The sequence below is a fragment of the Amycolatopsis sp. genome (assembly GCF_035276945.1).
Taxonomy (GTDB): domain Bacteria; phylum Actinomycetota; class Actinomycetes; order Mycobacteriales; family Pseudonocardiaceae; genus Amycolatopsis_E.
Genome location: NZ_DATELF010000171.1, coordinates 164,957 through 175,468, shown reverse-complemented (window position 1 = coordinate 175,468; position 10,512 = coordinate 164,957). Strand labels below are relative to the sequence as shown.

The window sequence follows — 10,512 nt, the reverse complement described above, 5'->3', positions numbered from 1 at the left end:
ATCAAACTCTCCAACAACAACCAGAAAAGCCCGATCGACTCACAAACATCAAAACCAAAAACCCAAAAAGGGCACAAAAAACTACTGGCATATTCATCAAAACACACTGTTGAGTTCTCAAACAACACACCACTACTACTTAACTTCCACCAGGCCGTAGCCTACCCCGGCCCGAATCCTTCGATCCGCTTGGGGTTTGCTCCTTGAGCGACCGCTACCGCTCGGGGTTTTCCGCCCCGCCGGCCCGGTCTCCCTGGCGACGAAGAAAAGATTAACAGGTGCCGAAAACAGGCCCGTGCAGGGGGTCCCTTAACAGCAAAACCGCAGCTCGGCGACTTGCCGAGGCGGGATTCCCCCGTCCGTGTCGCACTCGCCCTGGGGACCGTCGTCCGGGGATGTCCAAGCGGCCGTAGTCCCGTTCGACGACCTTGGTGGCCGCGTCGACCGATCGGTGACGTCCAAGGCGACCAATCCCTGGCCGACCCCTGGAATCCGGTGGACGGCGCTCCGCCGCATGTCCGCCGTCGCCGGCCCGGACATCCGGCAGGCTCACCCCGCGCCGGCCGAGTGAATTGCGCGTCGCGTCGGTAACGGGCAGCCTCGGCAGGCATGCCGACCTTGCTCATCGTGCACCACACGCCGTCGCCGAACCTGCAGGCGATGTTCGAGGCCGTCGTGTCCGGGGCCACCACGGACGAGATCGAGGGGGTCACCGTCGTCCGCCGTCCCGCGCTCGCCGCGACCGTGCCCGACGTGCTCGCCGCCGACGGCTATCTCCTCGGCACCACCGCCAACCTCGGCTACATGTCGGGAGCGCTCAAGCACTTCTTCGACCAGATCTACTACCCGTGCCTGGACGCGACCAGAGATCGTCCGTTCGGGTACTACGTACACGGCGGCAGTGACGTCTCCGGGACCGTGCGCGGCATCGAGTCGATCACCACCGGGTTGGGCTGGAGCCAGGTCTCGGCGGCGGTCACGGTCACCGGCGAACCGACGAAGGCGGACCTGGAGGCGTGCTGGGAACTGGGCGCGACAGTTGCTGCAACGTTGTTATAAAACGATGTTACGATAGCCGCATGACGACTTCGACCGGACTTGTCCAGTTGTTCACCGTGGTTGCCCTGGTGTCGCTACCCACCGTCATGTTCGGCGGATACTCCCTGTTCAGGCTCCTGAAGAAGGGGAGCTGAGCGAGGCCCAGGCGGGCTGGTTCCGCGCCGGCCACGCGCACGCCGGGGTGCTGCTGGTGCTGACCCTGATCACGCTCCAACTGGTGGCCGGCGGAGGACTTGGCGAAGCCGGGCGCTGGGTGACCTGCTTCCTGCTGCTGTTCGGCGTACTGGCCCAGCCCGGCGGGCTGTTCCCGCAGCTGTTGCCGCGCAAGTCGCTGGCACACGGCGTGACCGTCGGCGGGGCGGGACTCGTGGCCGCCGCCATGCTGATGGCAGCCTACGGAACAGCGGTGGCCTAGCTCGACAACTCGAGGAGCACGACGATCCCGGCCAGGAGCTGACCTGCGCCGCGGCAGGTGGCGACCCGGTTGCGGGGCGCCACCTGCACACGTCGACCCCTGGAACTGTGCAAACTCGGCCAGGAGCGCGAGGGTGACAGCCGTGGGCAAGCCACGGCCTGTCTACGCGAATCCGATCGCGCTGGTAGGACACACTCAGCGGTTGAGGGTGTTCATCATCGCGGCGCCGTAGCGATCCCCGGTGGGCGCGGGCACCGCGTCCTCGATCGCGGTCAGTTCCCCCGGCGCGAGAACGATGTCCGTGGCGGCCACGTTCTCCTCAAGGTACTTACGGCGCTTCGTGCCGGGAATCGGCACCACGTCGGCCCCCTGGTGCCGCACCCATGCGAGCGCGAGCTGCCCGGCGGTGGCCCCCTTTTCGGCCGCGAGTTCACGCAGCGCCTCGACGATCGCCAGGTTGCGCTCGAGGTTTCCGTCAGCGAACCGCGGCATCGACTCCTGCCGGATGTCGCCCTCCTCGAAGTCCTTTTGGGACGTGAATCGGCCGGTGAGGAATCCGCGGCCGAGTGGCGAGTACGGCACGATCCCGATGCCGAGTTCGCGGCAGGTGGGCAGGACCTCGGCCTCGATGTCCCGCGTCCACAACGACCACTCGCTCTGCAACGCGGTGACCGGATGCACGGCGTGCGCCCGGCGGATCGTCGCCGCGGACGCCTCGGACAGCCCGAGGTAGCGCACCTTGCCCTCACGCACCAGTTCGGCCATCGCCCCGACCGTGTCTTCGATCGGTGTGTCCGGGTCGACCCGGTGCTGGTAGTACAGGTCGATGTGGTCGGTGCCCAGGCGTTTCAACGACGCTTCGACCGCCTGCCGGACGTAGGCGGGGTCACCCCGGACCCCGCGGACCGTCGGATCGGACCGGTCGCGGACGATGGCGAACTTCGTAGCCAGGACCACCTTGTCGCGACGATCCCGGACAGCCCGCCCGACGAGTTCTTCGTTGGCTCCGAAGCCATACGCGTCCGCCGTGTCGAACAGGGTCACGCCCAGCTCGATCGCACGGTGAATGGTGGCCACGGACTCGGCGTCGTCGCCCGTGCCGTAGAAGTCGCTCATTCCCATGCAGCCGAGGCCCTGCTCGCCGACCTCCAACTCACCGAGTTTCCGAGTACGCACTTTCGCTCACTTCCCTGCGGCTCGCGCCAGACTTTCCGGGTAACGGGCTCCCACGACCGCTTCCGGTGGTGCGGCCGCCCCGATCCTACGAATGTCCTCTTCGGACAGTTCAAGCTCTGCCGCGGCGACGTTCTCTTCCAGGTACTTCCGCCGCTTCGTACCCGGAATCGGCACCACGTCCTGCCCCTGGTGCTGCACCCAGGCCAGCGCCAGTTGACCGGCGGTCACGCCCTTTTCGGCGGCGAGTTCGCGCAACGCCTCGACGATCGCGAGGTTGCGGTCGAGATTGTCGCCGGAGAAACGCGGCAGGCCGCGACGCAGGTCGTCGGCGGGAAGCTCGTTCACCGAGGTGATGGACCCGGTCAGAAAGCCCCGGCCCAGCGGCGAGAACGGGACGATGCCGATGCCGAGTTCGCGGCAGGTGGGCAGGACCTCGGCCTCGATGTCCCGCGTCCACAACGACCACTCGCTCTGCAACGCGGTGACCGGATGCACGGCGTGCGCCCGGCGGATCGTCTCCGCCGATGCCTCCGAGATGCCGAGGTGACGCACCTTGCCCTCGGCCACCAACTCGGCCAGGGCGCCCCAGGTCTCCTCGACCCGTTCGACGTCGACCCGGTGCTGATAGTAGAGGTCGATATGGTCCACGCCCAGCCGTCGCAGCGAATCCTCGCAGCACTGCTTGACGTAAGCGGCGTCGCCCCGGGCAGACATGCCCTGCTCGGTGAAGACGATGCCGAACTTCGTGGCCAGCACGACCTGTTCCCGGCGGCCCTTGATCGCCCGGCCGACGAGTTCTTCGTTCTCGCCCCTGCCGTAGACGTTCGCCGTGTCGAGCAGGGTGACACCGAGTTCGAGTGCCCGGTGAACGGTGGCGACCGATTCCTCGTCGTTGCCACGGACGCCGTACGCCTGGCTCATTCCCATGCAGCCCAGGCCCTGGGCGCCGACCACGAGTTCACCAAGCTTCCTGGTGGGGATCATGCGGAGATTTCCTCCCTCAACCCGCCCGTGCCGACGAGTTCCCGGCACACGCGGTCGTAGTTGTCGATCTTGTAGTCCAGAACGTCCAAGCAGGACTGAAGTTCCGCGATCCGGGCCCGCACCGAGCGCCGCTGCTCGACCAGGATGTCCATGCGCCGCGGGGCGGCGGCCCGACCGTGCCGTCGCAGCTGCGCGTACTCCCGCATCATCTTGATGGGCATGCCGGTGGTGCGCAGCTTGGTCAGGAACTCCAGCCACGCGAGGTCGTCGTCCGAGTAGGCCCGGCGCCCCGCCGCATCACGCGCCGGTGGGTCCACCAGCTTGATGCGCTCGTAGTACCGGAGGGTGTCGATGGACAGGCCACTCCGTCGTGCGGCTTCCGCTATCGGGTAGCTCATCGGCGTCCTCGTTTCCCTCGTGCCCCTCGTGTCCCTCGTTCCTCACGAACTCACGGTACGACCTGGAGTGCACTCCAGGTCAAATCCCGCCACCAGGCTTCTGTAACAGTGTTGCGATACGCTTGGCGCATGGCACGGCCCCGAACCCACGACGAGGCCCTCCGGCTCCGCCTGCTCGATCGTGCGGGTGAGCTGCTGTCCACCGAGGGCCCGAAAGCGCTCAGCCTGCGCAGACTCGCCAGCGACGCCGGCACCTCGACCACGGCGGTCTACTCGCTGTTCGGCAGCAAGCCCGACCTGGTCAACGCCCTCTACACCGAGGGCTTCCAGCGCTTCGAAAGCCGGATGAAATCCGTCGGGCGCGGTGCCGATCCGATAGCCGATCTCGTCGGCCTCGGCCTGGCCTACCGGGAAAGCGCGCTGGCCGATCCGCACCTGTACTCGATCATGTTCACCAAGGCGGTGCCGGGTTTCGAGGCCAGCCCCGAGGCCACCGAACTGGCCCGGCGCACGCTGGACCCGCTGCTGGCGACAGTCCGCGCCGGGATCGAATCCGGGACGTTCTCCGACGTCGACCCCGCGGTGATCGCGATCAGCGCGTGGGGCATCGTGCACGGGCTGGTATCCCTGGAACTCAACGGCAACCTGCCGCCCGGGCTCGATGTCGGCGCCGCCTACGAACGGGCGTTACGCGCGCATGCCGAGGGATGGTCAGCGGTCGACCGCGGACGGTAACGTGTAGCCGTTCCGCGCCGACCGCACGGAGGTGGCTCACCTTGAATTCGCGGGGCCACCGAGGCTGTTTCCGAGCGTGGCTCACCGGCCTGAATTTCATCGGCGAAAACGCTTTCTCTTTCGGTTCGGCCCCGCGGCCTGCTCCGCGATGGCGGGCTGATCACACCTGCGTGACGGGCTGGCTGCGCCGCAAGGTGCCCCACGGCACCTTCCAGGCGCGCTGCCTCGGCCGGGTGCAGGGCTGGGATCCCGACCTGGGCGTGCTGGTGATCGACCCGCTCGCGAGCTTCCAGTAGCCGGGTCAGCGGGCGCCGTACTGCCGGTCGCCCGCGTCACCGAGACCGGGGACGATGAAGCCCGAGTCGTTGAGCCGCTCGTCGATGCTCGCGGTCACCACCCGCACCGGCAGCCCGGAGTCCCGGAGATGCTTGAGCCCCTCGGGCGCCGCGAGCGCGCAGATCGCCGTGACGTCGGTGGCGCCACGATCGGTGAGCAGCCGGATCGTGTATGCCATCGAGCCACCGGTGGCGAGCATCGGATCGAGCACGAACACCGGGCGGTCGGCCAGGTTCTCCGGCAGCGACTCCATGTACGGCATCGGCTCGAGCGTGGTCTCGTCACGGGCCAGCCCCACGAAACCCATCTGGGCCGACGGGATCAGCTTGTGCGCCTGGTCGGCCATCCCGAGACCGGCACGCAGCACCGGCACCAGCAACGGCGGGTTCGCCAGGCGGTAGGCATCGGTACGCGCGACCGGAGTGTGGATGCGCTCGGCGCGCACCGGGGCGTCCCGGGTGGCCTCGTAGATGAGCATGACAGTCAGCTCGTGCAGCGCGGCGCGGAAGGCGGCGCTGTCCGTGCGGGCGTCGCGCATGGTCGACAGCCGGTCCTTGGCCAGCGGGTGGTCGACGACGAGCACGTCCATGAGCGGTCACGGTAACACCCGCGCGTTTCGGTAATGCCGACACCGCTGGGCCGATAGGCTCGATCCGTGACCGAACAGCCTGAGCGACCGCCGATGCGGGCCTCCAACGCCGACCGGGAGCGGATCGCGCAGATTCTGCACAACGCGCTGTCCGAAGGCCGGATCACGGTGGACGAGCTGGATGAACGCTTGAGCGCCGTGTACGCCGCGAAGACCCTGGCCGAGCTCGAACCGCCGATCGCGGATCTGCCCGGCGCCTCCTCCGGCGTACTGGAGCCCGCCTCGCCGCGCGTGCTCGTCCCGGACAGCCGGATCGGCGGCACCCCCGGCTCGACGACCTCCATCGCGATCATGTCGGGCGCGAGCCGCAAGGGCAACTGGGTGGTGCCCGCGCAGTACAACAGCTTCGCGTTCTGGGGCGGCGTGGACATCGACCTGCGCGACGCCCGTTTCGCTGGGCGGACCTCCACCATCACCGCGGTCGCGATCATGGGCGGCATCGACATCGTGGTGCCCGACGACATCATCGTCGAGGTCACCGGCGTCGGCTTCATGGGCGCCTTCGAAAGCCAGGACCGCCCGGGCGCCGGCACTCCCCCGCCGGACGCACCGGTGGTGCGGATCAACGGCCTGGCCCTCTGGGGCGGGGTCACGGTCGTCAGGAAACCACGCAAGGCATAGTGCACAACGTTTGCGGGGCAGCAGGCAACAAAGGGTGGGACCCGCCGGCAGGCCGCATTTTCCGGGGGTAGGTGCGGCCCGCGTCCCGCGCGCTCGCCGGGTCCGCACGTCCGCTGGCCTACACTCGGCTTCATGACCACACTCGTCGCCGAGCTGGCCGACGCGACCCGCGACGACGCGAGCCTGCTCCGGTTCCTGCGCGGCCTGCCCGGCGTCGACCAGGTCGGTGTGGAAGCCAGAGCCGCCTCACTGGCCACCCGCGGCATCAAGAAGGCGTCGAAGCTCTGGGCGATCGACACCGCGATCTCCATGGTGGACCTGACCACCCTCGAAGGTGCCGACACCCACCACAAGGTCCGTGCACTGGCCGCCAAGGCCAAGCGGCCCGACCCGGAACGACCGGGCACCCCGCGGGTCGCCGCGGTCTGTGTCTATCCCGATCTCGTGGCAACCGCGGTGGAAAGCCTGCGTGGCACCGGAATCGGCGTCGCCAGCGTCGCGACGGCCTTCCCGTCCGGGCGGTCGAGCCGGGAGGTCAAGCTGGCCGACGTCGCGCTGGCGGTGGAGTCGGGAGCCACCGAGGTCGACATGGTGATCGACCGGGGCGCGTTCCTCGAAGGCCGGTACGGGCAGGTGTTCGAGGAGATCCAGGTGGTCAAGGCCGCGTGTGGCCAGGCGCATCTCAAGGTCATCCTGGAGACCGGCGAGCTGGCCACCTACGACAACGTGCGCCGCGCGTCCTGGCTGGCACTGCTGGCCGGCGGCGACTTCATCAAGACCTCCACGGGCAAGGTCTCCCCGGCGGCGACGCTGCCGGTCACGCACGTGATGCTGCAGGCCGTCCGCGACTGGTTCACCACGACCGGCGAGTTGCGCGGCGTCAAGCCGGCCGGCGGCATCCGCACGACCAAGGACGCGATCCGGTACCTGGTCGCGGTGCACGAGGTCGCCGGGGAGCAGTGGCTCACCCCGGAGTTGTTCCGGTTCGGCGCGTCCAGCCTGCTCAACGATCTGCTGATGCAGCGCCGCACCCAGCTCGACGGCCACTACAGCGGCCCCGACTACATACCCGAATGAGACTGATGGCCCTCTTCGAATACGCACCGGCACCGGAATCACGAGAGCTGGCGAATCTCAAGCCGAGCTACCGACCGTTCATCGACGGCGAATTCGCCGACGGCGGCGGTGAACCGCTCAAGACCGTCAACCCCGCCACCGAGGAAGTCCTCGCCGAGGTCAGCACCGCCTCCGGCTCCGATGTGGACAAAGCGGTCCGCGCGGCGCGCCGGGCCTTCGAAAAGACGTGGGGTCCGATGCCGGGCGCCGAGCGCGCCAAGTACCTGTTCCGGATCGCCCGGCTCATCCAGGAACGGTCCCGCGAACTGGCCGTGCTGGAAACCCTGGACAACGGCAAGCCCGTCAAGGAATCCCGCGACTCCGACCTGCCGACGGTCGCCGCGCACTTCTTCTACCACGCGGGATGGGCGGACAAACTGGAGTACGCCGGCTTCGGCCCGGATCCGAAACCGCTGGGCGTGGCCGGGCAGATCATCCCGTGGAACTTTCCGCTGCTGATGCTCGCGTGGAAGATCGCGCCCGCACTGGCCACCGGCAACACCGTCGTGCTCAAGCCCGCGGAGACCACCCCACTGACCGCGCTGGTGTTCGGCGAGATCTGCCAGCAGGCCGGGCTGCCGCCGGGCGTGGTGAACATCCTGCCCGGAGCGGGCGACGTCGGCGGGGAGATCGTGCGCCATGCCGGGGTCGACAAGATCGCTTTCACCGGATCCACCGAGGTCGGCAAGCTGATCCAGCGGGAGGTCGCGGGCACGCGCAAGAAGCTGACCCTGGAACTCGGCGGAAAGGCGGCCAACATCGTCTTCGACGACGCCCCGCTGGACCAGGCCGTCGAGGGCATCGTGAACGGGATCTTCTTCAACCAGGGACACGTGTGCTGCGCCGGGTCGAGGCTGCTCGCCCAGGAATCCATTGTGGACGAACTGCTGGACAGGCTGCGGCACCGGATCTCCACCCTGCGGCTCGGCGATCCGCTGGACAAGAACACCGACATCGGCGCGATCAACTCGGCCGGACAACTGGCGAGGATCCGTGAACTGACCGAGTCCGGCGACGCCGAGGGCGCGCGGCGCTGGACCAGCCCCTGCCCGGTACCGGAGCGCGGATTCTTCTTCGCGCCGACCGTGTTCTCCGACGTACATCAGTCGATGCGGATCGCCCGCGAGGAGATCTTCGGCCCGGTGCTGTCCGTACTCACCTTCCGCACCCCGGACGAGGCGGTCGCGAAGGCCAACAACACACCGTACGGGCTCTCGGCCGGGATCTGGACCGAAAAGGGATCCCGGATCCTCGCGATCGCCGACCGCCTCCGCGCGGGCGTGGTGTGGGCCAACACTTTCAACCGTTTCGATCCGGCCGCGCCGTTCGGCGGTTACCAGGAGTCGGGGTTCGGCCGCGAGGGTGGCCGCACCGGTCTGGAGGCTTATCTCGATGTCTGACCGGATTTCGGTGGCCAAGACCTACAAGCTGTTCATCGGCGGGAAATTCCCGCGTTCGGAGTCGGGCCGGGTGTATCCCGTGCACGACAGCAAGGGCCGCTTTCTCGCCAACGCGGCACACGCCTCGCGCAAGGATGTCCGGGACGCGGTATCCGCCGCCCGCAAGGCCTTCCCCGGTTGGTCCGGCGCCACGGCCTACAACCGCGGCCAGGTGCTTTACCGGGTGGCGGAGATGCTGGAGGGCCGGCGCGAGCAGTTCGCCGCGGAGGTGGCCGCCGCGGAAGGGGTCCCGGGCCGCACCGCGGAGTCCATTGTGGACGCCGCAGTGGACAGGTGGGTGTGGTACGCGGGGTGGACCGACAAGATCGCGAGCGTGCTCGGCGCGGCCAACCCCGTGGCGGGGCCGTACTTCTCGTTCACCGTGCCGGAACCGACCGGCGTGGCCGCGGTGCTCGCGCCGCAGCGGTCGTCGCTGCTCGGCCTGGTGAGCGTGCTGGCCCCGGTGCTGGCTTCGGGCTGCACGGCGGTGGTGGTGAGCAGCAGGGAACGGCCGCTTCCCGCGATCACGCTGTCCGAGGTGCTGGCGACCTCGGATCTGCCGGGCGGCGTGGCCAACATCCTCACCGGCCGGGCGGCCGAACTCGGCCCGTGGCTGGCTTCCCATGGCGACGTCAACGCGCTGGATCCGACCGGCGCCGACGTCGAAACCCGCACCGGGCTGGCCCGGGAGGCCGCCGGGACGGTCAAGCGAGTGTTGTCCGTGCCGGACGAGGAACCCGACTGGACCGCGCGGCCGGACATCGCCCGGCTGCGCCGCTACCTCGAAGCCAAGACCGTCTGGCACCCGATGGGCGTTTAGCGGGCACGGCGGAACTCGGACGACGCGAAACCGGGACTCGAGTGTCCCGAAGGCCCGACTCGCGCGTCCCGAAAGCCCGACTCGCGCTAGTGGTGGCGGATGTCTTCGCGGGTGACGGGGCGGCCCGGCATCGGGGTGATGTCCGAGGTCGCGCGAAGACCGTCGAGGATCACGACCAGCGCCGGTCCAGGATCAGGTCCGGGTCCTTGCCTGAGGCCAGGTCCACCCTGCGGAGCAGGAGCGAGCACATCACCGCGAGGTCGCCGGCGCCGACGTCGCCGCGCATCTTTCCCTCCGCCTGGGCGGACCGGACGAGGTCGTCGAGCACGGCCATGATCTCGTCCTGGATCTCATGGGTGGTTTCGTCGTCGCGGATGACCGCCCAGCTCAGCGGCGACACCAGCGCCAGTTGCACGGTGAGCCTCAGCTCGCGCGAGCGGCTCAGGAGCCGCACGATCGCCTCCCAGGCCGTCGGCTCTTCGTCGGCCGCGGCGCGCACCTGCTCGAGGACGGTGCCGAAGTTGTGCCGCGCGACCGCGCGGATCAGCGCCACCCGGTCCGGAAAGCGCCGGTAGAGGGTGCCGACCCCGACCCCCGCCTGGCGGGCGATCCCCTCCATCGGCACGTCGGGGCCGAGCTCCAGGAACATCGCCTTGGCGGCGGCGATGATCTGGTCTCGGTTGCGCCGCGCGCCGGACCGCAGCGGTGTCTCGGGACCGGCCGTCATTCCCGAATTGTCTCATCCGGTTGAGAGGTAGCCACCA

13 protein-coding genes and 1 pseudogene are annotated in these 10,512 nt (G+C 68.6%); 9 read left to right on the top strand and 5 right to left on the bottom strand.

Translation table 11 applies throughout. The features are described 5' to 3' along the window. The 3 genes and pseudogenes from VJT49_RS31365 to VJT49_RS31355 form a co-directional block, all read left to right on the top strand. Positions 1–207, top strand: a 207-nt coding sequence (locus VJT49_RS31365; protein ID WP_324168576.1) for a hypothetical protein, incomplete at its 5' end; no start/stop codon positions are given. 402 nt (positions 208–609) lie between these two features. Next, positions 610–1,059, top strand: a complete 450-nt coding sequence (locus tag VJT49_RS31360; protein ID WP_324168575.1) for a flavodoxin family protein — start codon at positions 610–612, stop codon at positions 1,057–1,059. 20 nt (positions 1,060–1,079) lie between these two features. Beyond that, a pseudogene (locus VJT49_RS31355) lies at positions 1,080–1,474 on the top strand (hypothetical protein). Between the two features lie 195 nt (positions 1,475–1,669). Here the strand turns inward: VJT49_RS31355 and VJT49_RS31350 are convergent. Genes VJT49_RS31350 through VJT49_RS31340 form a run of 3 tightly spaced genes read right to left on the bottom strand, consistent with a single transcriptional unit; the run spans position 1,670 to position 4,032 of the window. Beyond that, positions 1,670–2,596: an aldo/keto reductase gene (locus VJT49_RS31350; RefSeq protein WP_324168590.1), complete on the bottom strand. Its 927-nt coding sequence runs from the start codon at positions 2,594–2,596 to the stop codon at positions 1,670–1,672. 60 nt (positions 2,597–2,656) lie between these two features. Further along, the gene (locus tag VJT49_RS31345; protein WP_324168574.1) at positions 2,657–3,634 is read right to left on the bottom strand and encodes an aldo/keto reductase; all 978 of its coding nucleotides are present in this window, start codon (positions 3,632–3,634) and stop codon (positions 2,657–2,659) included. Then, the gene (locus VJT49_RS31340) at positions 3,631–4,032 is read right to left on the bottom strand and encodes a MerR family transcriptional regulator (RefSeq protein ID WP_324168573.1); all 402 of its coding nucleotides are present in this window, start codon (positions 4,030–4,032) and stop codon (positions 3,631–3,633) included. Before VJT49_RS31340 ends, VJT49_RS31345 begins: the two co-directional genes overlap by 4 nt. A 129-nt stretch (positions 4,033–4,161) precedes the next feature. Between VJT49_RS31340 and VJT49_RS31335 the strand changes: the two genes are divergently transcribed. Together VJT49_RS31335 and VJT49_RS31330 are read left to right on the top strand one after the other, a co-directional pair. Then, entirely contained in the window at positions 4,162–4,767 is a 606-nt protein-coding gene (locus VJT49_RS31335) for a TetR/AcrR family transcriptional regulator (protein ID WP_324168572.1), read from the top strand. A gap of 170 nt (positions 4,768–4,937) precedes the next feature. Continuing rightward, positions 4,938–5,063: a hypothetical protein gene (locus VJT49_RS31330; RefSeq protein WP_324168571.1), complete on the top strand. Its 126-nt coding sequence runs from the start codon at positions 4,938–4,940 to the stop codon at positions 5,061–5,063. Positions 5,064–5,068: 5 nt separating this feature from the next. Here the strand turns inward: VJT49_RS31330 and upp are convergent, their stop codons facing one another. After that, complete coding sequence (gene upp, locus VJT49_RS31325) at positions 5,069–5,692, bottom strand: uracil phosphoribosyltransferase (protein WP_324168570.1); 624 nt, start codon at positions 5,690–5,692, stop codon at positions 5,069–5,071. A 93-nt stretch (positions 5,693–5,785) separates the two neighbouring features. On the opposite strand from upp, the gene VJT49_RS31320 reads away from it, so the two are divergent. The 4 genes from VJT49_RS31320 (at position 5,786) to VJT49_RS31305 (ending at position 9,748) form a co-directional block, all read left to right on the top strand. After that, positions 5,786–6,373: a DUF1707 SHOCT-like domain-containing protein gene (locus VJT49_RS31320; protein WP_324168589.1), complete on the top strand. Its 588-nt coding sequence runs from the start codon at positions 5,786–5,788 to the stop codon at positions 6,371–6,373. A gap of 132 nt (positions 6,374–6,505) precedes the next feature. Next, positions 6,506–7,450 (top strand): deoxyribose-phosphate aldolase, encoded by a 945-nt coding sequence (gene deoC, locus VJT49_RS31315; RefSeq protein ID WP_324168569.1) that lies wholly within the window; start codon positions 6,506–6,508, stop codon positions 7,448–7,450. A gap of 5 nt (positions 7,451–7,455) precedes the next feature. Further along, positions 7,456–8,889 carry an aldehyde dehydrogenase family protein gene (locus tag VJT49_RS31310; RefSeq protein ID WP_324168568.1) on the top strand — a complete coding sequence of 478 codons (1,434 nt, stop codon included), beginning with the start codon at positions 7,456–7,458 and terminating at the stop codon, positions 8,887–8,889. After that, the gene (locus VJT49_RS31305; RefSeq protein ID WP_324168567.1) at positions 8,882–9,748 is read left to right on the top strand and encodes an aldehyde dehydrogenase family protein; all 867 of its coding nucleotides are present in this window, start codon (positions 8,882–8,884) and stop codon (positions 9,746–9,748) included. Before VJT49_RS31310 ends, VJT49_RS31305 begins: the two co-directional genes overlap by 8 nt. A gap of 169 nt (positions 9,749–9,917) precedes the next feature. Here the strand turns inward: VJT49_RS31305 and VJT49_RS31300 are convergent, their stop codons facing one another. Further along, a complete protein-coding gene (locus VJT49_RS31300) occupies positions 9,918–10,475 on the bottom strand; it encodes a TetR/AcrR family transcriptional regulator (protein ID WP_324168566.1) in 558 nt (185 codons plus the stop codon). Positions 10,476–10,512: the final 37 nt, after the last annotated feature.